This is a genomic window from Alteromonas gilva (assembly GCF_028595265.1).
Taxonomy (GTDB): Bacteria; Pseudomonadota; Gammaproteobacteria; order Enterobacterales; family Alteromonadaceae; genus Alteromonas; species Alteromonas gilva.
This window is the reverse complement of record NZ_JAQQXP010000001.1, coordinates 1,754,118-1,776,890: the sequence shown is the minus strand read 5'-3', so window position 1 is coordinate 1,776,890 and position 22,773 is coordinate 1,754,118. Positions and strand designations below refer to the sequence as shown.

The window sequence follows — 22,773 nt, the reverse complement described above, 5'->3', positions numbered from 1 at the left end:
ATTGCTCAATATTCAGTCATCTGAATCCTTTTTCTGTTCATGATAATTTGTGCCCGCTAAATAAATTAAGGCAATGATTACAATATAATCAAATTCTTTGGGTTCTAAAAACAACTTACTGGCAAGTAGTACGACACAAAACACACAATATGCTATCAATTTAGTATTCATATCATTTTCCGGGACACTGCCCCGGCCTCCATGAGCATCCAGTTAACTTCCGTAGTATTTATCATTACATTCGTCACGCAGTTCATCAACGGCGGCTTCGCAAAAACTATCATCCTGAGATAAAGAATCCCTACTTCCGTAAATACATGCTGCTGATGAGATTAGTCCAGCAGTTGCGCCGACATAAAGGCCGAAATAAACCGTCCACGCGCCTGTCAGAGCGTCGGCACCTTGTAAGCAAACATCGTGTAAGTCTTCAATGTCATTCTCAACTTGCTCAACGCAACCCGGTTTGCTGGACATCGCCGCCGACATACGATGAGAGTAGTAGGTCATTGTCATGTAAATACTTGCAAAGTTAGAGGGCCTTCCCATGATCTCCTCGGCCGAAGGTTAGCCATAGTAAATCCCAAGCGCCGAATAATGACTGCTGTGAAGACGTTGACCTGCCACCTCTCTGATGGCTTAGCGAATAAAAACGCTCTTGTTATAAGAACTCCAACGGCCGTGCTACGGGTTCGTTATTTGCTCGATAACATTAAACTTCCTATGCCATAGACTACTTCATTCGCGCCATGATAAAGCAGATTTCTGAGGGGCGGCAGGAGTTGCAGATACAAAGCATGGACCGTCATTTACACGATAAAAAACCGAGCCTCTACAAAGTCCCCCTGCATTAGACGTTATCATACCCCGGCGCTATCGCCAGGTTGTCTACGTTGCGCAGAGTAAAGCGGTTTTGTAACCATAATTGGTACTCTGCCCCTTTCAGCGTGCCCCGCTCAGTACAATCTACGTTCCAGCGGCGCAGCAGATAACCGGCCATAGCGGCGCGCACATTAATGAGCAACTGACTGTTTTCCATGCCGTAGTCCATTTCGATAGCGGTGGGAAAACTGACATTTTTGGGGTGCGGCACCAGTTGCAGTGGAATAAGCCGGTGCCATTCGGCATCTTGCGCGGCCAATTCGTGAGTATCAGGACTGGTTTTGATGGTGACCTTGCTCATGCGGGTGAGTACAAAATCCCGAAAGCTCTGGCTTTTTCGGTCGAACGCCCGAACGTGCCAGCGCAGGCCGTTATCGACAATGGAATGAGGTACTAACTCACGCGCCCCCGACCCGCTGCTCAATGACGTATAAATCACGCTCACCGCTTTGTTGTTGAGTATCGCCTGTACCAGACGTGCCACGATAAAGATGTCAGGAATATTCAGGCTCGACGGTGCCTCTACCGGAAAGTGAATATCGCCGATCGCATCAAAACCGTCGGAGATGTCGTTGGCCAGTTTGGTCAGGGTGCGTTGAGCGTCGTGCTCAAATAAGGGTTTAAACTGCGCGGTTTGAAAATAGCGCTTTTCGCGGGCGTCGTATTCGAGGTTGGCGGGCACCAGATCTTTATACAAATTAAAGTCCCGCGAGCCGGCCGATAACCCTACCTCAAAACGGTTGATAAGATCCTGTCGATGTATAGCCCCTTTAAACAGCAAACAAAAATCGATATAAGCCAAACGCTGGCGCTGGGCAAAACTGATACTGTCTAATTGCATTCCTGAACTCCATACCCTAAAGCACCAATATGGTTTATTTTAACTCGGTTGTAAAGCGTGCAGATTGCCGTACCGGCCAACTGCCAGTCTGCAAAATACCGCTTTTGCGTGGTACGCAAAGTCAGTACACTGGGCCTGGCCAATCGCAATAATTAAAAGCAACGCCCACCGGGCAACAGCAAGGCTGCATGATGAGCACCAACGACAACAACTCACCCAGCGATGAGTTACCCACCTTACTGACAGATATCCGCGCCTGCCGCCTGTGTGCTGGTCATTTGCCCCAGCCGCCAAGACCGGTCGTGCACGCTAGCAGTGCAGCGCGGATACTCATTATTGGCCAGGCTCCGGGCATAAAAGCCCACGACAGTGCCACGCCATGGAACGATGCCAGTGGCGATAAACTGCGCAGTTGGTTAGCCGTTAGCCGCGCGCAGTTTTATTCTCCGGTATTTGCCCATCTGCCCATGGCTCTGTGTTTTCCCGGCTATAAAAACGGCGCTGATGCACCGCCGCCAAAAATCTGCGCGCCAACCTGGCACGCCAAGGTGATTAATCTATTGGAGCCGGCGCTCATCCTGCACATAGGCAGGTATTCACAGCAATATTACCTGCCCGAATACCGCACGCTTACTGACGCGGTGAAGGCCACCACAGCGGCCCCGAACCGGCGCTATGTGCTGCCACACCCTTCCGGACGCAATAATCGCTGGCAAGCCCGTAACCCCTGGTTTGAAACCCATGCGCTTGCGCTGATAAAGCAATCTGTACAGCTGGCACTGGCCGCCGATGCTCCCCCTCACGTTTAACGTAAAGCCCGGCTCACGGTTTCATTGCTGGCGGCAGGTAACCTGTATAATTGTGACGACAACGTAAACAAATCGGCTAAAGTGTAAGAAACCCCTTCCAATTAGGCGCTATGCGTCGCGAAACATGGCCCTTCGAGCTGCTTTGCTTTACACAGCGGCTTTCATTCTTTATATTGCGCGCGCTTACGCCGCTTTTATGCAGCTCGCATTTAGCAATGGGCTGTTTGCCTACTTTTATGACTTCCCGGGAACTGTTTTGATTACTACCGCCAATATCACTATGCAATTTGGCTCTGAGCCATTGTTCGAAAATATTTCAGCCAAATTTGGTAACGGCAACCGCTATGGCCTGATTGGTGCCAACGGTTGTGGTAAGTCCACGCTAATGAAAATTCTCAGCGGCAAACTCACTCCTACGGCAGGCAATGTGTCCTTAGCACCCGGCACCAAACTGGGTATCCTGAATCAGGATCAGTTTGCCTTTGAAGACATGAGCGTAGTGGATGCAGTCATCATGGGCGATCGCGAGCTCTGGGAAGTAAAACAGCGCCGTGACGAAATTTACGCCAAAGCTGAAATGACCGAAGCCGAAGGCATGGAAGTCGCCGAACTGGAAGTGCAGTTTGCCGAAATGGACGGTTACACCGCCGAGTCGCGTGCCGGTGACATTCTCAGCTCGGCCAGCATTGAAGAGCGTTATCATTTTGGTTTAATGCGCGAAGTTGCCCCCGGCCGCAAAGTACGGGTGTTACTGGCACAGGCGCTGTTTGCCGAACCCGACGTGTTGCTGCTCGATGAGCCCACCAACAACCTGGATATTTACACTATTCACTGGCTGGCTGAAGAGCTTAACAAGCGTAAGTCTACCATGATCATCATTTCTCACGATCGCCACTTTTTAAACCAGGTATGCACGCACATGGCCGACATAGATTACGGTGAACTGCGTATTTACCCGGGTAACTACGAAGCCTTTATTGAGGCTTCAAGCCTGGTGCAGGAGCAGTTGCACACCGAAAACGCCAAAAAGAGTGCCGAAATAGAAGAACTGCAAAGCTTTGTGGCGCGCTTTTCTGCCAACGCGTCTAAAGCCAAACAGGCGACTTCGCGGGCCAAGCGGCTGGAAAAAATCGAACTCAATGATATTAAAGCGTCGAGCCGTCGTAAGCCCTACATACAGTTTAAACAGCATAAAAAGTTGCACCGCCTTGCCATTACCCTTGAAGATCTGGGTCATGGTTACGATGAACCTCTTTTCAGTGGCGGCAATCTGCTGCTCGAAGCAGGCTCAAAGCTGGCCATTATTGGCGAGAACGGTGCCGGTAAAACCACCCTGCTTAAATGCTTGATTAACCAAAGTGCTAATCAGGGCAGCGTAAAATGGGCCGAAAACGCCGCGGTGGGCTATGTTCCGCAAGACAGCTCTGCCGATTTTGCTAATGATCTGACCCTGTTTGAATGGATGTCACAATGGCGTCAGCCGCGCCACGACGATCTGCAAATTAAAGCCATGCTGGGGCGCCTGTTGTTTGGCTCTGACGACTTTAACAAGAAGGTCAGCGTGTGTTCAGGGGGTGAGAAAAACCGTTTGTTGTTCGGCAAAATCATGTTGCAGGACATCAACGTGCTGGTCATGGACGAACCTACCAACCACCTGGACATGGAATCTATCGAAGCGCTGAACAACGCCCTGCTGGCGTTTGAAGGCACGGTGATTTTTGTCAGCCACGACCGCGAGTTTGTTGAGTCTCTGGCTACCCAGGTCATCGAGATTAAAGATCAAAAGCTCACTCATTTCGACGGTACTTACGAAGAGTTTCAGGCCCATTTAGGACTCTAATAACTGCTGGTGCAACCTTGTTGTGCCAGGTTATTGTACAATATCGTTGGGGCGCTTAAACGCCCCACAATGCCGAGCCAGGCATCCCCTGGCCGACGCCCGCTCCATCGCCCTTAGGCCGCAGCCGTTCCATAAGCCCTGGCAACGAAACATTATGCTGCCTGCTCGTTATTCACATCGTGCTTACTACTCAGTACCGATACTAACAAGGCTGGCAAAAACGTCAGGCTCAATACCGTTGACACAAAGATACCACTTAGTACGATAATCCCTACGCCACGGTACAGCTCAGTGCCCTCACCGGGAATTAACACCAAGGGTGCCAGGCCAAACAAAGTTGTACAGGTCGACATCATAATGGGCCGTAATCGCACCTCGACAGCGTGTTTCACCGCATCGGCCAGCGCCTCCCCCTTGTCCAGCAGGCGCCGGGTCTGATCGACAATGAGGATGGGATTATTCACCACCGTACCAAGCAAAATTAAAAAGCCCAGCATGGTGATCATATCAAAGGGCTGATAAGCCCCGCCTAACACCTGGTTAACCCCATTAAGAACAATTAACCCCAACAGGCCCCCCGCCATACCCAGTGGGATCATGGTAAGAATAAACAGCGGGTATCCCCAGTGACTGAATATCGCCACCAGCAATAAATAACACAGCGCCACGGCAATCAAAAAGTTTACCGACAGCGCATCCTGGGTAGCCGCTAACTGATCGGCCGCGCCGGTAATACGCACGCTGACACTCTGAGCAATGTCCCCGGCCTCGCGAAGCTCTGGCAATAACTGGTTTTTAACGGTATTCACCGCGGTTTCCAGCGCTATTTCTTTGGGCGCTATCACATACACGGATACCGTTCGCTCACCGTCGATACGCCGGACGGTGTCGCTACGTTTACTTTCCAGCAGGGTGGCAATGGCATTTAACGGTAAAATTGTTCCCGGTGGCGTAAGGATAGGCGTAGTCGCCAGCTGACCAATCGTTTGCTCGTTACCGGCGCTGCTGAATAAAAAGATATCCACTTTATCGTCGTTGAGTAAAAACTCATCCACAAAGGCCCCATCGCTTACCGCCGCCACTGAATAGCCAAAATCATCGGCACTCATGCCCAGCTCTGCCAGACGCTGCCATTTGGGGCGTATTTCTATAAACGGCTGTTCCAGTGTGAGTGAGCCGGGATCGGAGTTGATTTGCGGATTGTCAAAATAAGCTTCAGCTTTGCGGTACAAGGCGTTGGCAGCGCGATATAACTCGCGGATATTACTGCCCGAAAAGTCCACCGCTACCGCGCGCGTGCCGCCATCGTTACTGGAGATAATCGAGCCCTTGCTGGAAAACGCGCGCATGCCTTCGTAACTTTCAAACTTTTGATTAATCACCGCCATCATGTCTTCTACTTCGTCGGGATTAACCGGCATAGTGACCATCCAGATACTACCAATACTCACGCGCATATTATAAAACGCCAGCGCTGGCATCTCAGCCTCACCGCGGCTATAGGCATCAGGATCGGCCTGCACAAACGGGGTAAAAAACGCCCGAAGTTCGTCACCAATTTTTTGCATCTGGCTGAGGTTATAATCCGGCGGCGCCGTCATGGTAGAAAAGGATTTAGGCTCTTCGCCCTCTGGCAAATATTCGGCTGCCGGCATCAGGGCCCAGGCCGCCCCCAGAATGAGCACCGCACCACCAATGACGATGCCAAGCGCCCGCGGTCTGGAACGGGTGATGGCCGCCACCATATTCAGACAACGGTCAGCTAAACGTTGCTGCATGCTGGCATCGGCCGGACCAACATTTTTTAGCCGCGCCATGGCCACCGGCACCACAAAAATTGCCGCCAGCATGGAGGCGAAGATGGCACCGGAAATGGCAATGGCGACATCGGAATACAACTGCCCGGCTTCCTGCTCAATAAACAAAATGGGCGCAAACACCAAAATAGTGGTAACGGTTGAGGCCAACACCGCCGACCACACGTCTTTAACGCCTTCAACGGCGGCATCAAAACGGCTTAAGCCCTTACGGCGAAACTGCACAATGGACTCAAGTACCACAATGGTATTATCAACTGTCATACCGATGGCAAAGGCTACCCCTGCCATGGAAATCACATTGATGGTGCGGCCAAAGGCCAGCAGCGCAATGAACGCGGCGATTGTGCACAAGGGAATGCCCATTACGCCAATCAGCGTAGAGCGCACCGAACGCAAAAAATAAAACATCACCAGTGTGGCCAGCCCGGCACCCAGCGCCAGATTAATCATCACGTTACGCAGTGAGCTCGACACATACACCACGTCGTCGCTGAACAACTCCATTTTTAAGCCATTATCGGCCAGTACCTGTTCATTCAGCTCGGCCACTATAGGCAATATTTGCTGTTTGATGTTAATCACGTTGGACCCGGTTTCGCGCCGCACCGACAGCCCTAAATTGCGATCGCCATTGGCATAGGAAAGCTGGCGACGCTCAAAGTGATCAAGGCGCACCTTGGCAACGTCCTTTAAATACACATTCGCGTTTTCAAAGCGTTTAATAATAAGATTTTCAAGTTCGCTCAACTGCTCAAAGCGCCCTACCACTCGCAGTAAATAGCGGCTCTTGCCCGACTCGATATCGCCAGCCGAGGAGTCCTGATTTCGCTGGCGTATGGCATCGCGCACGTCGATTAAGCTAATACCACGCTGGGCCAGCTTGGCAGGCTCCACGTCAATTTGAATCTGCCGCGCAGTGCCGCCGCTAATTTCAATTTGTGACACCCCGGGCACACTCTCCATTTGCGGGCGAATAACCTCGTCTGCAAAGTCGTAGAGCATGTCAATATCCAGCGACATGGGATTGCCTTCCAAAGGGATAAGCTGAAAATACATAAATGCATTGCTGGAGAAGGAGTCTGAGAACAACTGCGGCTGATCAACATTTTCGGGGTAATCCGGCACCTGATTAAGCGCATTGCTAACGCGGATAAGTGCCTGGTTTACATCTACCCCAAAAGGAAATTCCAGTTCCACCGAGCCACTGCCCATTTCGGCGAAGGAAATCATCCGTTTTAAGCCGGTGACATTGCGCAGGTAGCGCTCCTGCTCTATAAGAATTTCTTTTTCGATATCCTGCGGCGTTGCCCCCGGCCAGCCGGTTTGTACGGTAATCGTGCGCACCTCAAGATCGGGGATCATCTGTACCGGTATACTCAGCGCCGCTACAATCCCCAGTATGCAACTGATACTGACTACCACAGCAACCAGTATGCCGCGCTTTACGGTAGACTCAATCATTGCTGTGGTCCGTCGGTAATGGTTACTTGTGTGTTATTTGATAGCCGCGATATGCCCTTGGCAACATACAGTTGTTGCTCGCTGACGTTCTCCAGCAGTACGGTGTCGCCCTGACGCCGCACAATATTCACCAGCACCCGTTCAGCGCGGTTGTTTTTCACCGCAAACACACTGGCACCACCGTCGGGATGTTGTTTTATGGCACTGGCGGGTAACCAGGCCTGATTGCTAACCACATTGGGCAGGTTTACCTCAGCACTGGCAGACATACCCACCAGCAGTTCGGTGTCTGCCGGCAAGCTGATATGTGCCGTAAAGGTACGCCCCTGATTGCCGGAGGCAGCCACCAGCCGGGTAAGACGCCCCTCAACACTGGTAAAGCGGGTGTTATCAGGCGTTACCGTAATCGCCGAGTCGAGGGTATTAAAATAGCGGTAATATTCCTGAGGTACTTCTATGCTGAGGCGCTTGTGTTTTTGCGAAACCAGCGCCAGCGCAGGGGTTGTTGGCTCTATCCATTCCCCAACATCCACACTGCGCTGATAAATGACCCCATCAAAGGGCGCGGTCAGGGTGTGCCTGGAGACGATCTCTTTACGTAAAGCCAGGGTCGATGATAGCTGAGATAACTGTGCTTCAGCATTCGCAACCGCCGCACTGCGTTGCTGATACAGGGTTTTGGCGGCAAGCTGTTGCTGGGTGAGCGCATCCACTTCGTCGAGTAATCGCCGGGCTTCGCTGAGGGCCACTTTGCCCACCTGCAACTCTGCCTCCGCCTGCTGCTGCGCCAGTTCAGCAAGGCGGCTGTTTAGTTCCAGTAGCGGCTGTCCCTGGCTGACAGTATCGCCGACCTCAACATGCAACTTAGCCACAACGCCGGCTTCAAGGGGCGCTAACACGGCGTCAAAAGCCGACTCAACCGAACCGCTCAGCGTAACTGACTGGTACTGCTGCGTTGCCACCGGGTAGGCCACACTCACAGTGACGGGGTTTTCCTGGGCAACGCCTGGGATCGCTACGCACAGTGATGTGACTAACATCGCGTTTACTAACACAGCAAAATAACCCGGCATTTAGCCTCCGTGACATTCCATTACACTAAATTTTGCTGCGTTTACCTGCCAAGCACTCGCTCTAACATTGCGGTTAAACGATGCGCAAGTTAGGCAGCAGTTGAGCCGATACGCAACATTACATTGTAATTTTGTACCACCAGAGCTTAAAAACAGATCAAAAAAGCGAGTACCCGTCTGCGCACAGATGAACGCGTTAGTTAAACGCGCAACGCTAGGCCGTGTATAGTCACGAAAGTAAACAACGCGCAGAGCACCGGTCCCTGCGCTGACTTTGCTTAAAACAGCAATTTAACCAACCAATTTAACCAACAATAGACAGTTAGCCGGCGAGGCCTGCCACCGACACGTCAACACTGTGTTGAGCATCCTGCTGACTGTAATTAATCACCGCTGACAGGGTGCTGAAGTCGATTTCTAATGCTGCTCTACAACCAGACCCGACCCATTCGAGGGTGATGAGTTGCCCGGTCGCCGACACCATAAACTTACCTTCCAGCGCCTCAAGGGTATTTCGTAACCGAATGAGCGCGATCAGCGCTTTCACCACCGGCTTTTGCAGCGCATGATTGATATCGCTGTCGCTCAGATACGGCCGGTTAATGTCGCGCCCCACATTGGTTTGGTTAAGCAGTGCCATATCATTTTGCGCAGCAAACAAGCCTCCGTAATAGACCTGCGGAATGCCGGGCGAGAAAAACTGTATGGCGCGGGCAATCAAATAGGCCTGATCGTTGGCCCCCAGCGCATCATAGTAGGTACAATTTACCTGATATAAATCAACGTTACTGGCGGCCGCGCCAGTTGCCTCACGGCTTTGACCATTACTATTGATATGAATTTGCTCAACAAGGGCATCAATCTCAGCGGCGCTGAGCAGGCCTGGTTTGTCACCTTCTGGCCCTACATCAACAATGCCAATACCATCGTGGGTGTCCAGTACCGTGACACAATTGCGCGGTGCTATTGCCAGCCATTTGGCCAGAGCTGTGGGGTTTTGCGTAAACAGGCTGTGCAGCACCAAAGGAGGCAGTGCAAAGTCGTACACCATGTCGCAGCGTTTAGCGATGTCAATCTGGGTTTTATAGTAGCTGTGAATTTCTACCAGGCATTGCATGTTGCGCCGGTGCGCCTCCTGACTCAACTGCTCAATAAAATCGAAGGTTTCTTCAATCATGAAGCAGTTGGTGCCCGGCTTTTTAATGGCATAACCCGCGGCATCGAGGCGAATAAGATCGACATTATTCTGCGCAAAGGCGCTGAGTATTTTTTCCAGGTATGCCTGCCCCTGCCCTGAGGTCACATCAATATCAATTTGATTGGAGGTAAAAGTAGTCCAGAATGGTACAGTATCACCATTTTTTAAGGTGATGTCACTGAAACACGGCGTTGGACGCGGCCGGTAAATGTTAGGTATTTGATTTAACTGGTCCGGGGCAAACACTTTGTCGCGGGTTAAGAACAAAGGCCAGAATTCAGACGCTTCGCCTTTAGCCAGTACGTCCTGAAACTGCGGGCTTTGCGCCGACATATGATTAACAATCATGTCGGCCATGATTGCCATATTCGCACCCAGCGCGCCAATGTCGGCCCAGTTACCCAGTCGATTGTCGACCATGGTGTGATCAATAGGATCAAATCCGGCATCTTCGCCATCGATAGGGTAAAAAAACGGTAGCAGGTGCACACCATCAAAAACGTCTTTAAGTTGCTCGTTAAGCAACTCACGTAACCCCGAAATATTGCCCCGGCCCAACCGATCAACATAGGTAATTAACTGAACACCTTTTGCACTACTCATAAATACACTCTTAAACACAATATTGATAACAACTTAATCGATTAAGTTAATAATCGGATATTCGCATTGAATTGGCAAGTGTAATTTTTTTGTTAATTTATAAGTCCCTGACTATCTGGCATATTTAGTGACTTTAAAAGGTAACACAGTCAGCGCTGCGGGCCTGTTAAGCCGTGGGTAAATTGGTACAACCGGATTAAATGCTTATACTACAACTACATTCTCTTTTGAGGCGTATTATTTTGTTTACCTTACCGCAACTTCTCCAGGCCCATGACTCTCAGCTCTCTGGTAAGGGCGGCTCTGCCGCTACGACTACAGCAACAATGCCGAAAGTCATCATATTCGATGTCAACGAAACACTGCTCGATTTGTCGCCCATGCGTGAGACAGTGGGTAAGGCATTAAACGGTAATCAGGCCTTATTGACACTGTGGTTCTCCACGCTGTTGCATTATTCGCTGGTCAGTACTGTATCGGGCCGCTTTGCGCACTTTGGTGCCATTGGCGTCGCTGCACTGCAAATGGTTGCGCACAGTAATGGTATAACAATGAGTAAAGAGGACGCTCATAAAGCCATTATCCCTGCCCTGCTGAACCTGCCAGCGCACCCTGACGTAAAGCCGGCGCTGGCCACGCTTAAACAACAGGGCTTTACCCTGGCATGCCTGACGAACTCCTCTACACAGGGCGTAAAAACCCAGTTGGAATATGCCGGGTTAACCAAATATTTTGACGCACGATTAAGCATTGAACCCTTGCAAATATACAAACCCGATCAACGTGCCTACGCCTGGGCGCTGGAACAGTTAAATGTTAAACCAGCAGAAGCACTCATGGTGGCCGCCCACGGCTGGGACATTGCCGGAGCCAGCGCAGCTGGGATGCAAACCGCATTTGTAGCCCGACCAGGACAGTCACTTTACCCTCTGGCCAATGCGCCTGATTTCAACGTTAACGACATTGCACAACTCGCGGATGAGCTGGATCATGTCGTCAGGTAAGTGTGACACGCAGGGACCGCTGCCATTACCGTGGACGAAGGGTCAAGGAGTTTGGCTAATCGGATAATTTTCACCCAGGCTCACCGGTATATAATTTCACCGTCGAAATTACGTATCTGAAACTATCATGAAACATTGTGACACCAAGCTGCTAGTGCTCAGTCTGCTTGAGGCCGCTACTATTTTAGAAGCTGCCGTTTGGGGCATAGAGTTAATGTTTGCGCTGCTAATGCTACCGCTAATGTTGCTCACCGTAATGCAGGTAAAAACTGTGCGCACACGTCTAAAAAAGCAAGCTCCCAAGACATCATGTAACCCGGTTTAAGCAGGCAACACCTGTAAGAGCGGGTTATGATAAGTGAGCGCCGGAACATTTTTTAATGGTTGGCGGTGTCAGCGGTAAGCTTTTATATTAATTGAATTATTTCAGGGCTAAAGGAAACACGTCAAAATGTACCCCGGCATGACCGCTCTGCATAAAATTACGAATATTGGCGTGGTCGCTACCATGTGGATGACCAAGCACATCCTCGCGGTAAAATGTTCCGAATAACGCCAGGGTTTGTTCGTTGGTTAACTTAAGGTACTGACCTAGTGCCAGCAGCTTGCAGGAGCCGTTATTCTGGTTGGCCTTATTCACTGCGCTGCCATTGGTAAAAGCGGTTGGCGTGAACTTAAAATGAGCATCAATTAACTCAATCACATGGCTAAATTCTATCGTGGCTGGCGCACTATCAAGCTGGGCGGTTAATGCATCTAAGCGGGTTAAGGCCATCGTCACTCCGGTAAATAGGTTAAATGTATCACTGCGTTTGAGGCTCGCTATTAAACCAGAATTACACCAAAGCGCCTATGAAAAACAACTGATCAAAACCCAGCCCCTCAGAGTATTCATTACTGCAACATTACTATTCTTATACGATCAGGCAACCTAAAAATAGGATTAGGCATCCGCAACCGGTTTTGCCTGATGCATAATATTCATAAACAAAAAATACATTATTTCAATATTTTAGACAGAGGATACTTTATGCAAACAGTCGGTTACGCCGCACATTCATCCGATGCACACATGCAACCTTATCATTTTGAACGTCGCAGCCTGCGCGACAACGACGTTGCCATTGAAATTTTATATTGCGGCGTGTGTCACTCTGACCTGCACACGGTTAATGGCGACTGGGGCGAGCAGCCGTACCCGTTGATTCCAGGCCACGAAATTGTTGGCGTGGTAACCGCTATTGGCGACGACGTGAAAAACTACAAAGTGGGTCAGAACGTGGCAGTGGGCTGTATGGTCGACAGCTGCCAGGAGTGCGATCAGTGCCACAATCATGAAGAACAGTTCTGCCGCAACGGCATGACCATGACATACGGTTCAAAAGACAGGATCAACGGTGAAACCACACAAGGCGGATATTCCAAACACATTGTTGTGCGCGAAGAGTTTGTACTCAACATTCCCGACGGCATGGATTTGGCAAAAACAGCGCCCATTTTATGCGCAGGTATTACCACCTATTCTCCATTGCGCACCTGGGGCGTGAAGGAAGGTACCCGCGTTGGGGTAATTGGCCTGGGCGGTCTTGGCCACATGGCCGTTAAACTGGCCGTGGCAATGGGCGCGGAAGTGACTGCCATTAGCCGTTCCAACAAGAAAGAAAAAGAAGCCCAGGCGATGGGGGCAAAAGGCATTCTGATCTCTACCGACGAAGACGCCATGGCAGACAGTGCCAACGCCTTTGACTTAATTATTGATACGGCACCGGTAAAACACGATCTCAGTATTTATACACCGTTACTCGATATCGACGGTACATTGGTAGTGGTCGGTCAGGTAGGACCGCTGGAAGAGCTAATGAGTGTGCCATTAGTTGTGGGTCGTCGTCGCGTTGCCGGCTCCCTGATCGGCGGTATTGAGCAAACCCAGGAGGTGGTGGATTTTTGTGCTGAGCACAACATTTATCCCGAATGCGAAATGATTAAAATGAGCGACATAAACGACGCCTTTAAAAAGCTGGCGGAAGGCGACCTCGCACACCGCTATGTGATTGATATGCAATCACTCAGCGTTGAATAACCGCTGCGCGTACCAAGCCGCTAAGGCGCTGCTTGTTACGGCTGTAAATAAAAAACCAGCCTGCGGTGGGTAACCGAGGCTGGTTTATTGTATCTGCCGGTGGCTAAGCGTATTAAACGCCCTGCGACACCATGGCGTTGGCAAGTTGCCTGAAGGCAGTAATATTGGCACCTTTGGCATAATTGACGTGGCCATTATCCTGTTTGCCCTCTTCAGCACAGCGCTTATGTATATATGCCATTACCGATTTAAGCTCATCGTCCAGGTGCGCAAAGGTTTTACTCTGAAACGAGGCATTTTGTGACATTTCCATGCCCGACAGTGCCACGCCTCCGGCGTTAGCCGCCTTGCCCGGTACAAACACGATTCCCGCGTCATCCAACACCTGTTTAGCCTCACTGGTTGTGGGCATATTAGCGCCTTCCAGCACATAGCGGCAGTTGTTCTCTTTCAGTTGTTTGGCGGAATCTTCGCCGAGCTCATTTTGGGTAGCACAGGGTAAGGCAATATCACAGACCTGGCCCCAGGGCTTTTCACCCTTAAACCAGCTACCGCCGTGTTCATCACCCAATGCCGTAAGCACATTTTCGTGTTGCTGGCGGGTATCAATGGCCCAGCGGATAGCTGCCTCACTAAAGCCCTGTTCGTTAATTAAGCAGCCACGACTGTTAGACAAACTGGTGACGGTAGCCCCTTTTTCGATGGCTTTAAGGGCCGCGTGAAGCGCCACATTCCCAGCGCCGGAAATGGCGATTCGTTTGTCGATGAAGTCATCGTTGTGATGCACCAGTACACATTCAAGCATATAAATAAGACCAAAGCCTGTGGCTTCGGTACGCACATGGCTGCCACCGAAATCGATATCCTTACCGGTGAGACTGCCGCCGAACTCATTGTGCATGCGCCGGTACTGGCCGTATAAATAACCAATTTCGCGCGCCCCAACGTTAATGTCACCGGCCGGTACGTCGGTACGCGGGCCAATGTGGCGCTGCAATTCCTGCATAAACGCCTGACAAAAACGCATAATTTCGTTGTCGCTGCGCCCTCTGGGATTAAACTCCGAACCACCCTTGGCGCCGCCCATGGGCAGACCGGTCAGGGCATTTTTAAAGGATTGCTCAAAGGCTAAAAACTTCAGCACCGACTCGTTGACCGTAGGATGAAAACGCAAGCCGCCCTTATAAGGACCAATCAGGCCATTATGCTGTACCCGCCAGCCGCGATTCACTTCGACTTCACCCTTATCATTCATCCAATGTACTGCAAAATGCACAACCCGCTCCGGCTCGGCCAGACGCTTGAGCACATTTAAGCGTTTATATTCTTTATGGGCATTGTAAATGGGCATCACATCTGCGGCTAACTCGCGGGTTGCCTGCAAATATTCAGTTTGATGCGGATAGCGGTTTTCTATCCATTCGTTGAACTCATCCAAATTAGATTGATTCGTCATGCAATACCTTATTGATTTGTAACACGAACATTTGTACAGCGGCGTGGCCTTTTCTGATCACTTCGATGACAGACGGTAAACCTTGCAGATATTGCAATGACTTACCCAAAGGAAACGCCGGGTCACTGTATTACCCTATTGGCACTGGTGAGGGTTAAATCGTATACTTAGGGCTCTTGGTATCTCATTGGTTGCCAGTGCATGCAACAGCTACTTGCAACAGCGTTCTGCAACGGCTACGCCAATGTATTTTACCCACAGATACGTTTTTTAAGAGTGGTATTCGGCGTTGTTCACTAATGCGGTTTCGTTTATACGTTTGATCATTGGTTTAACGTGGTTAAGTATTTCCCTAACCGCAGGATGGCGTGTGCAAGCTGCAGAGCCTGACTGGCATAAGTTTAGCCAGCCTGTGTTTCACGTGCCCCTGGGAGCCTCCCCCTTAGCCGAGGGGCCGATTGGCTCAGTAACAGAAGACAACAGCGGATTCATTTGGCTGGTAGCTGCGAATGGGTTGTGGCGATGGGATTCCCATACGTTGGTTAAAGCTAACATTGAACCCTACACCTTTTTTAACACCACACCGCAGGCTAAGGTGGTATTTACCGGCACAGAGGGTGAGGTTTGGCTGGGCACGAATCAAGGTTTATACCAGCTACAACACGGCAGTATGTTGTTTCGCCCGGTGGCGCCTGAACTTTTAGGCGGAATTTCGGTGAAACGCGGGATAGCCGCCACCATCAACAACCATCAAATAATGGTGATTGCCGCCGACCGGGCGCTTTATCAGTTTGATATAAAACAACAACAAATGTTGCCTATTGAGTTGCCCGCTGGCGAGCGCATTCATGCAATACATATTGATACGGCCAATACGCTTTGGGTTGGCACCTCGCACGGCTTATACCGCGCCCGGGCCAACAATACTAAGTTTGGGCCATTGCAATTAGAATCAGGTTTTCCGGCAACTACACGGGTTAGCACAATCTCCACCACCACCAGCGGGTTACTCACCGTAGGTACTGCCGCCGACGGATTATTTGTTAAACCACCAGGACAGTCGTTTAAAAACGTTGCGTTAAATACTGCAACGCCGGTATGGATATTCGCCACCACCGAAATTCGCCCTGACGTGCTGCTGCTTGGTACCTTTGGTGACGGCCTGATTGAAGTTAACTTAAGCGCTGATCCCACGCAGCCATCGCTGCGATACTACCGCCATAATCGTCAGCAACCAGCGCGGCTCACTGACAACAATATCTGGATCTTATTTACCGACTCCCGGGGCCGCGTATGGATTGGTGCAGGCGGAGCCCTCAACTTACTCGATGCAGGGAATACAGGGGTGCAACATGTGCTGGCTGGTAGCGGGCAGCCTGGTAGCTTACAACGTCGTAAGGTTTTGTCAGTACAGGCCTTCAACAACCAAATTGTGGTGGGATCGGGTACCCAGGGTATAGAAGTGCTCACGGCGCAAGATGGCAATATTGGCAACCTGTGGCCCGACTCGGTTGATCCGGTCGAAACTTTATACGCGGGCCACAATGCCACACTGTATGCCTCCGCTAACTTTGCAACGGTAAAGATGAGCCCGCCCCACTACACAGCAACGCCATTGCAAATAACCGGACGCCCCCCAAATGCGTTTACCTCTGCCTTTGCCGACACCTCTCAAACCTTGTGGCTGGGAGGCACCGATGGCCTGTGGCAAATATCCAGAGCCGAGCAAACCACCACCGAAATATTTGCCAACGTGTCGGGTGAACGTCGTATTGCTTCGTTGCTGGCGGCCGACAAAGTCTTATGGATTGGTACCTGGCAGGGCCTGATGAGAGGCGACATTGATAGTACCGGGCAGTTGGTTACCCGCTCCATTACGCTTGTTAACCAGCCGGTATTACGCCAGCAGTATATTTCTGATTTATTTGTTGATAAACATAACCAATTGTGGGTAAGTACCAGCGGCGCTGGCCTGTTTGTGCTCGACCGTTCAGGCAACTGGCAGCAACTCACCAGTGCCGATGGTCTGCCGGGCGATGCGGTAAAGGCCATTGGCGGAGAAAGTACCGGGCTTATTTGGGTGGGTACGTCGCGCGGTATCGCGGCCATTCATGCAATCAATCATCAGGTAAATTCGGTTGTGACCGGGCAGCAAGCGGTCAACAGCCCGTATTCAGGTGCCGCTGCCACCCAAACGCCACGAGGTACAATTATTTTTGGTGGCAGTGCCGGGTTAACCATTATTCACCCCGAAATTATTGATAACACAAATGTTAACCAGCCACTGCCTCTGGTGTTTACCCGCATCAATGCTGTGACTGCCGAAGGGCTGCAGTATTCGCCACTGATTAACCACAACCAGCCTTTCAGTGTAGAGCCCCTTCCCAAACGTATCACTTTCGAGTTTACGGCATTACAGTACATCAATCCGGAACAGGTAGTGTATCGCTACAGGTTACAGGGGCGAGACGAAAACTGGACTTATACCGATGCCGAACACCGCGTTATTACGCTTACTACGCCGGATCCAGGCGACTATACCCTGGCGGTGCAGTATTCTCTTGATGGTAAGAACTGGTCGGCAGACACTCGCTTGCAAACCTTTAATGTACAACCGGCGTGGTATCAAACCAACACAGCGAAAGTGGCCATCGTGGTGTTGGTACTTGTTATTATTTTTGCATTGCATCAACTTGGTCTGCGCCATTATCGCTACCGTCAGGCGGTATTGGAACGACGTGTTGCAGCCCGCACCGCCGAGCTTGAGGCCGCCAATATTAAATTGAGCCAACAAGCGGTAGCGCTAAAACAAGCCAGTCTCACCGATCCGTTAACCGGATTGAACAACCGACGATTTTTAGATCAAAACATTGAGCGTGACATTACCCGTCTGCAGCGTTACTACAGCGATTGCCGGCAACACCAAACTGCGCCCAAAGACACCGCCGACATACTGTTTTTTATCATCGATCTGGACCATTTTAAGGTGATCAATGACACCTTCGGACATCAGGCAGGCGATGCCGTACTGGTAGAAACCAAGCAACGTTTAGCGCATATTTTTCGTGAGACGGATTATTTGATCCGCTGGGGCGGAGAAGAGTTTTTAGTGGTTACTCACGAAACCCCCAGAGAAGAGGCCGAAGCGCTGGCTGAGCGCATTGTGGAGGTAATGAATGCCTGTGAAATGAGCATTAATGAAACCACCGAAATTGACGTCACCTGCTCGGTGGGCTTTGCGGCCTACCCGCTCGACAAGCAACGAGTGGATGCACTGAGCTGGCAGACGACCATTGCCATTGCCGATGCGGCACTTTATGGTGCTAAAAATAACAATCGCAATACCTGGCTGGGGGTAACCTCCCTTGATCCAGGCATCACTGACACTACCCTGCAGCAAATAAAGCAACAACCTTCCAATATTTTTAAGCATGCACCCGTGTTACGCCGCTATTGATAACTGGCCGCCGTTACCGGTTGAGAACAAGCCTTTAGCGGCCTCAGTGAGAGCCAACGCGGTTGGCGCGCGGCTCTCCTATTGTTCGCTTTATTATTTACTCCAGGGTGATTTTTAAGGTCGACGACAACACCTGCGATTCAAACTGTTCGGCTATCTCAGTGTTCACGCCGGTCGATTCTGCTGTGGCTGTCGCTGGCATGGGTATGGGCGCAGGAACGGGCGTCATGGTTAACAACCCGCTGGTAGCGGCGTCACCAGCTTGCATAAAATGACACCCTGGCATCGCCAGACATCTCACCATATGAAGAGTCTAGACCACAGGTAAAGTCGGTACCGTTAGCATAGGTATCACATCCGTGCGTAAAGCCAAATGAGTGCACACCGGCGATTTTGCCATCGATAAATGAAGGGCCTCCTGAGTCACCGCGGGCCGTACCCACCTCTAGCTTTCCATAGCCGCGATCAGCAAATACCGACTGATCCCGTTTTACGTGAGGCTTCTTTTGTGCCACTACGGGATTATCGGTATTGCCGTTCACGAATGCACTGGAGAACCACCACTGCATGGCGTTATGTTTGGTTCCGTTGCTGTCAAAATCCATGACCAGCTGATCCGGGAAACCATCCCCTAAGAAAGGTGCCATGGTTGACTCGTACATATTCAGCCCGGTACGCGCGTAAAAGAAGTCTGAGCCACCCGTAGCGCCTTTATTGCCAGTACCAAATGCCCCATGGCCGTTATGGCGGACAGCCTTTTCAAATTCGTCGCTACCGCGATAGAGCTCATAGGGTTCAACACTATCAGGCAGTGCTTGTGCAAGCTCCAGCACGGCCATGTCACCATGTGCAAACGCGCCATAAGAAGGTAAAAAGGTATCGTAGTAAGGATGCACAACAAATCCTGTTGCTTCGGCAATAAAAGGCACTTCTAACCCTGCACTAAACACAAACAACAGCGTATCCAGCGGGTTTTCGCCATCTCTCACGCAATGCGCAGCAGTGAGCACATGCGTTTTAGAAATGGCCGTGGCAGTACAAGAAAACCCTCGCTCACCAAAGCCAATAAAAATAGCGCCGACGCCATTGCGCAAATTCTCGCCCGCATTGGCATAGCGTGGATCGTCAGGCAAACCAACGGTGATCGTGTAAGTGTCATTAGCGATATATATCAAGCTCCTGAGCACTCACCGACGCACTGGCCAATAGAGCAGAGACACTTAAACCAAGAGATGTTAAAACCTTTTTCATTGTATTATTCCTTCAATATTATCGATGCGATACCGCCTGATTAGCCTATAAAACACACATCCGCTGTATCAAAAATAAACAGCATTTAATCTGCTTCAAGGTCATCACCAGTTGTAAACTAACAGGCCCGCGCTGCTCCTTATCCTTGATTTACCAACATAAAAACAGCCGTGAGCTGAGTAATATTCTGCGCAGCCAACGAGTACTGCATTAAGATAAACCCAATCACAAAGCCGCGACGCCGCATTAGTTGGATAGCGCAACGTTGTCGTTTATTCTTCGTAGACGTGCACTAATCATTATGTGCATAAGGTCGTTAACGGTACGTTAGCAGCACAAAGAATTCATTTCAGTTGTAGTCTGCGTAGCATGGCAATACTGCGTGCTAAAGGCATTGCATATGAAAAAAAGACAGAGAAAAACTTAACCGATTACTCGATGAAAACCAAAGGTGCGATGAGGCGCCCCCTGTCTATACGCCATACAGTGAAAGCGAGATAGCAGAGTCATGCCAACTGGCCCTGCTGGAATTGATCCATAACTGCTATAGCAGCGGACGAAACTGGGAAGAACAGTTTAAGGTTAATAAAGCTAACGCCAACTACAGGGTTGAGGTTGATGCACTTAAAGCCTACGTTAGCCAAATAGAAAGAGACAGGACGAGAGTAGAAAAGGAGCTTGGAAAGGCCCCAGGAATGATCAACTCTATCCAAACCTCATTAGCGGCACACAATAAGGTTCTGGTGAAATTGACAAAGCCAGCGGTTGTAAAGCGACTAATCAGAAAAATAAAAAGAGTTTTTGACCGATAAAGCAGCAGCTTAACAGGTGGAAAGTTGGCTCTGTAAGCATATCTGAAGATGCCCGGGAACGAGTAATTAACTCGGTATGAATGGAAAATGTTCAAGGTATCAGGAAGAGAAGTTGGTCGGTGTGAGAGGATTTGAACCTCCGACCCCTGACACCCCATGACAGTGCGCTACCAGGCTGCGCTACACACCGACCGAAAGAGCGGACAAGTGTACTTATTTTTTAAGTCAATGCAACGCTTAATAGTCGTAAATAGTTTAATTGCTGATTCTGTAGCCAGTTTACTGGCTACTCGTCGTCTTTACCGTCGGCACTTATACGGCTGGCAACTGCACCGTCCTGCCCTTTGTACTTGGCATCCAGACGTGCGTTGTACGGTTTTTCGGCCGATTGGCTCAGCACTTCAAAACTGAGTGCGCCAATTTTCATATTGGGCCGCAGTGCCAGCGGCAGCTTCCCGCTGTTATAAAACTCCAGCACAATATTGCCCGACCAGCCCGGATCGATGCGATGGGCTGTCACGTGCACCATTAAGCCTAAGCGCGCCAGTGACGAGCGCCCGTCCAGCCAGCCCACAATGTTGTCTGGCAAGGTCACCGACTCCTGGGTAATCGCCAGCGCCAGCTCTTTAGGGTGTAAGAAAAACGCTTTGCCGTCGGGCAGTTCGATTTCGTCGCTCATTACCGATTCCAGCGCTTCCTGCACCTGGGCTTTCGGCCCGCTTAAATCAATATAAGGCGCGGCGTGATCTTCAAACACCCGGAATTTATTACCCAGTCGAATATCTACCGTTAAACCACTGATTTGATCGTAGTCCGGTTGTGGCTCGATTTTAATTTTGCCTTGCTGCAGGTATTCGTAAATATCGCGGTCACATAAACGCATGGTAGGCTTCTCTTTTTAACTGCGCGTGTCAATTTTAGCTGCGCGTATTATGCGTTGCCAGCCATAGCCAGGCAACGCGTTTATGAACTATTTATCTTTTAATTAATTGTCTTTCAGAGGGTTAAAAGCGATAGGGTCGCCCTTAATATGCTTACTTTGCGCCTCGGCAACCGGCACTGTGGTAGCCAGTTCAAGCGACACCGCCCTTGCCATATCGCGATATGCCTCGGCCAATGGCCCGTCTGGCGCACTAAGTAGTAAGGGCTTGCCGCTCCCGGCATGTTCGCGGATTTGAATATCCAGCGGCAGTGCCCCCAGCAACGGCAGGCCATAGCGCTCAGCTAACACGTTGCCGCCATCTTTAGCAAAAATATAGTCTTTGTGGCCGCAGGCGGTGCACTGGTAATAACTCATGTTCTCTACCAGCCCCAGCACCGGGATATTTACCTTGTTGAACATGGCAATGCCCTTTTGCGCATCGGCAATGGCTAAATCCTGCGGTGTGGTAACAACCAGCGCCGCGGTCAGCGGTACTTGCTGGGCCATGGTCAGCTGAATATCGCCGGTGCCCGGCGGCATATCCACAATAAGGTAATCAAGCACCGGCCAGCGCGTTTCGTTTAGCAGCTGCGATAACGCTTTACTGGCCATCGGCCCACGCCAAACCGCCGCATCGTCGGCGGGCACCAAATAGCCAATAGAGTTGGCAACCAAACCATGCGCCTCAAGCGGCTGCATATGCTTGTTATCGGTGGTAGACGGCCGTTCGCTGGTGTTGCCCAGCATAATGGGCACCGACGGGCCATAAATGTCCGCATCCAAAATACCTACCCGGGCCCCTTCCTGCATGAGGGCAAACGCCATATTAATACTGGTGGTCGACTTCCCCACACCGCCTTTACCCGATGCCACGGCAATAATATTGCGAATATTGGTGACCGGAGGTTTTGCGGTTTGCCCGGCATTAATTTGTTGTTTGAGGGTGACATCAACTTCAGCCTTGGCGCTTTGAAGCGCGCGGGCGATGCCTGCCTGTATAAACGGCCACTGAGTTTGGTTAGCAAAAGGAAAGGTAATGCTAATGCCGGATGCACTGCCATCTGTGTTATGGTCGCTACACCAGAGCGTAACCTCGTCTTTAGGCAATACAAAATAATCGGCCAGATAATCGACAACGGCCTGCCATGCAGCCGAAGGTTTAGGAGACTTTCGCGAAAAAAACATACTTTACCTGCCAATTTACCGCTTGTGAGTGATTAACTTATGCAAAAAACAATGCAAAAAATGCGCATATCCGCTAGTATTT

Annotated in this window: 16 protein-coding genes and 1 tRNA gene; 5 read left to right on the top strand and 12 right to left on the bottom strand. The window is 50.5% G+C overall.

The genetic code is table 11. The features are described from left to right. Positions 1-213 precede the first annotated feature (213 nt). Positions 214-546 (bottom strand): hypothetical protein, encoded by a 333-nt coding sequence (locus OIK42_RS07875; RefSeq protein WP_273639596.1) that lies wholly within the window; start codon positions 544-546, stop codon positions 214-216. A gap of 301 nt (positions 547-847) precedes the next feature. Then, on the bottom strand, positions 848-1,720 hold the full coding sequence (locus tag OIK42_RS07870; protein WP_273639595.1) for a WYL domain-containing protein: 873 nt from the start codon (positions 1,718-1,720) through the stop codon (positions 848-850). 188 nt (positions 1,721-1,908) lie between these two features. On the opposite strand from OIK42_RS07870, the gene OIK42_RS07865 reads away from it, so the two are divergent. Together OIK42_RS07865 and OIK42_RS07860 are read left to right on the top strand one after the other, a co-directional pair. Continuing rightward, the gene (locus tag OIK42_RS07865) at positions 1,909-2,529 is read left to right on the top strand and encodes a uracil-DNA glycosylase family protein (RefSeq protein WP_309568756.1); all 621 of its coding nucleotides are present in this window, start codon (positions 1,909-1,911) and stop codon (positions 2,527-2,529) included. Positions 2,530-2,785: 256 nt separating this feature from the next. Next, entirely contained in the window at positions 2,786-4,369 is a 1,584-nt protein-coding gene (locus tag OIK42_RS07860) for an ABC-F family ATPase (RefSeq protein WP_273641437.1), read from the top strand. Between the two features lie 152 nt (positions 4,370-4,521). Here OIK42_RS07860 and OIK42_RS07855 read toward each other — a convergent pair whose 3' ends face one another. From OIK42_RS07855 to gtfA, 3 genes are all read right to left on the bottom strand, one after another. Next, positions 4,522-7,650, bottom strand: coding sequence for an efflux RND transporter permease subunit (locus tag OIK42_RS07855; protein ID WP_273639594.1), 3,129 nt, complete (start codon positions 7,648-7,650; stop codon positions 4,522-4,524). After that, a complete protein-coding gene (locus tag OIK42_RS07850) occupies positions 7,647-8,723 on the bottom strand; it encodes an efflux RND transporter periplasmic adaptor subunit (RefSeq protein WP_273639593.1) in 1,077 nt (358 codons plus the stop codon). The genes OIK42_RS07855 and OIK42_RS07850 overlap by 4 nt, the downstream gene beginning before the upstream one ends. Positions 8,724-9,045: 322 nt before the next feature. Next, the gene (gene gtfA, locus OIK42_RS07845) at positions 9,046-10,524 is read right to left on the bottom strand and encodes a sucrose phosphorylase (protein WP_273639592.1); all 1,479 of its coding nucleotides are present in this window, start codon (positions 10,522-10,524) and stop codon (positions 9,046-9,048) included. 326 nt (positions 10,525-10,850) lie between these two features. Here gtfA and OIK42_RS07840 point away from each other — a divergent pair, with 326 nt between their 5' ends. Continuing rightward, positions 10,851-11,528: a haloacid dehalogenase type II gene (locus OIK42_RS07840; protein ID WP_273641435.1), complete on the top strand. Its 678-nt coding sequence runs from the start codon at positions 10,851-10,853 to the stop codon at positions 11,526-11,528. 421 nt (positions 11,529-11,949) lie between these two features. On the opposite strand, the gene OIK42_RS07835 is transcribed toward OIK42_RS07840, so the two are convergent. Beyond that, positions 11,950-12,303, bottom strand: a complete 354-nt coding sequence (locus tag OIK42_RS07835; RefSeq protein ID WP_273639591.1) for a HopJ type III effector protein — start codon at positions 12,301-12,303, stop codon at positions 11,950-11,952. A gap of 255 nt (positions 12,304-12,558) precedes the next feature. Here OIK42_RS07835 and OIK42_RS07830 point away from each other — a divergent pair, with 255 nt between their 5' ends. Continuing rightward, on the top strand, positions 12,559-13,608 hold the full coding sequence (locus OIK42_RS07830) for an NAD(P)-dependent alcohol dehydrogenase (RefSeq protein ID WP_273639590.1): 1,050 nt from the start codon (positions 12,559-12,561) through the stop codon (positions 13,606-13,608). Positions 13,609-13,720: 112 nt separating this feature from the next. Here OIK42_RS07830 and gdhA read toward each other — a convergent pair whose 3' ends face one another. After that, positions 13,721-15,064, bottom strand: a complete 1,344-nt coding sequence (gene gdhA, locus OIK42_RS07825) for an NADP-specific glutamate dehydrogenase (protein WP_273639589.1) — start codon at positions 15,062-15,064, stop codon at positions 13,721-13,723. Between the two features lie 370 nt (positions 15,065-15,434). Here gdhA and OIK42_RS07820 point away from each other — a divergent pair, with 370 nt between their 5' ends. Next, entirely contained in the window at positions 15,435-18,521 is a 3,087-nt protein-coding gene (locus tag OIK42_RS07820) for a ligand-binding sensor domain-containing diguanylate cyclase (protein ID WP_273639588.1), read from the top strand. Between the two features lie 97 nt (positions 18,522-18,618). Here the strand turns inward: OIK42_RS07820 and OIK42_RS07815 are convergent, their stop codons facing one another. From OIK42_RS07815 to apbC, 5 genes are all read right to left on the bottom strand, one after another. Next, on the bottom strand, positions 18,619-18,789 hold the full coding sequence (locus OIK42_RS07815) for a hypothetical protein (RefSeq protein ID WP_273639587.1): 171 nt from the start codon (positions 18,787-18,789) through the stop codon (positions 18,619-18,621). Continuing rightward, positions 18,776-19,696: a trypsin-like serine protease gene (locus OIK42_RS07810; RefSeq protein WP_273639586.1), complete on the bottom strand. Its 921-nt coding sequence runs from the start codon at positions 19,694-19,696 to the stop codon at positions 18,776-18,778. The genes OIK42_RS07815 and OIK42_RS07810 overlap by 14 nt, the downstream gene beginning before the upstream one ends. Before the next feature lie 1,001 nt (positions 19,697-20,697). Then, positions 20,698-20,774: transfer RNA gene (locus OIK42_RS07805), tRNA-Pro, on the bottom strand. Between the two features lie 96 nt (positions 20,775-20,870). Further along, a complete protein-coding gene (gene dcd, locus OIK42_RS07800; RefSeq protein WP_273639585.1) occupies positions 20,871-21,467 on the bottom strand; it encodes a dCTP deaminase in 597 nt (198 codons plus the stop codon). 102 nt (positions 21,468-21,569) lie between these two features. After that, entirely contained in the window at positions 21,570-22,691 is a 1,122-nt protein-coding gene (gene apbC, locus OIK42_RS07795) for an iron-sulfur cluster carrier protein ApbC (protein ID WP_273639584.1), read from the bottom strand. Positions 22,692-22,773 lie beyond the last annotated feature (82 nt).

What these genes read in the sequence shown, in the direction of transcription:
- OIK42_RS07850 (WP_273639593.1), bottom strand. Translation starts at nt 8,723, where the DNA reads ATGCCGGGTTATTTTGCTGTGTTAGTAAACGCGATGTTAGTCACATCA.
- gtfA (WP_273639592.1), bottom strand. Translation starts at nt 10,524, where the DNA reads ATGAGTAGTGCAAAAGGTGTTCAGTTAATTACCTATGTTGATCGGTTG.
- OIK42_RS07830 (WP_273639590.1), top strand. Translation starts at nt 12,559, where the DNA reads ATGCAAACAGTCGGTTACGCCGCACATTCATCCGATGCACACATGCAA.
- OIK42_RS07835 (WP_273639591.1), bottom strand. Translation starts at nt 12,303, where the DNA reads ATGGCCTTAACCCGCTTAGATGCATTAACCGCCCAGCTTGATAGTGCG.
- OIK42_RS07840 (WP_273641435.1), top strand. Translation starts at nt 10,851, where the DNA reads ATGCCGAAAGTCATCATATTCGATGTCAACGAAACACTGCTCGATTTG.
- OIK42_RS07870 (WP_273639595.1), bottom strand. Translation starts at nt 1,720, where the DNA reads ATGCAATTAGACAGTATCAGTTTTGCCCAGCGCCAGCGTTTGGCTTAT.
- apbC (WP_273639584.1), bottom strand. Translation starts at nt 22,691, where the DNA reads ATGTTTTTTTCGCGAAAGTCTCCTAAACCTTCGGCTGCATGGCAGGCC.
- OIK42_RS07865 (WP_309568756.1), top strand. Translation starts at nt 1,909, where the DNA reads ATGATGAGCACCAACGACAACAACTCACCCAGCGATGAGTTACCCACC.
- OIK42_RS07855 (WP_273639594.1), bottom strand. Translation starts at nt 7,650, where the DNA reads ATGATTGAGTCTACCGTAAAGCGCGGCATACTGGTTGCTGTGGTAGTC.
- OIK42_RS07875 (WP_273639596.1), bottom strand. Translation starts at nt 546, where the DNA reads ATGGGAAGGCCCTCTAACTTTGCAAGTATTTACATGACAATGACCTAC.
- gdhA (WP_273639589.1), bottom strand. Translation starts at nt 15,064, where the DNA reads ATGACGAATCAATCTAATTTGGATGAGTTCAACGAATGGATAGAAAAC.
- OIK42_RS07815 (WP_273639587.1), bottom strand. Translation starts at nt 18,789, where the DNA reads ATGCAAGCTGGTGACGCCGCTACCAGCGGGTTGTTAACCATGACGCCC.
- dcd (WP_273639585.1), bottom strand. Translation starts at nt 21,467, where the DNA reads ATGCGTTTATGTGACCGCGATATTTACGAATACCTGCAGCAAGGCAAA.